At 61.7% G+C, this 235-nt stretch carries 1 protein-coding gene; it reads left to right on the top strand.

The genetic code is table 11. The annotated features are described in order from the left end of the window. Window positions 1–235: AMP-binding protein (locus AC0L3B_RS40355; RefSeq protein WP_473383669.1), on the top strand; the 235-nt coding region annotated here is incomplete at both ends.

Here is a 235-nt window from a genome sequence, read left to right as displayed (position 1 = left end):
CCACCGGCTTTCCGAAGGGCGCCACCCTCAGCCACCGCAACATCCTCAATAACGGCTACATGGTTGGGCAAAGCCTTGGCCTCACTGCGCAGGACCGCCTGGTGATCCCGGTGCCGCTTTATCATTGCTTCGGCATGGTGATGGGTAACCTGGCCTGCATCACCCACGGCACCACCATGATCTACCCCAATGACGGCTTCGACCCGCTGCTCACGCTCACTGCCGTCGCCGAAGA

Source organism: Bradyrhizobium sp. Kon56, from assembly GCF_055807635.1.
This window is presented reverse-complemented; position numbering and strand designations above follow the sequence as displayed.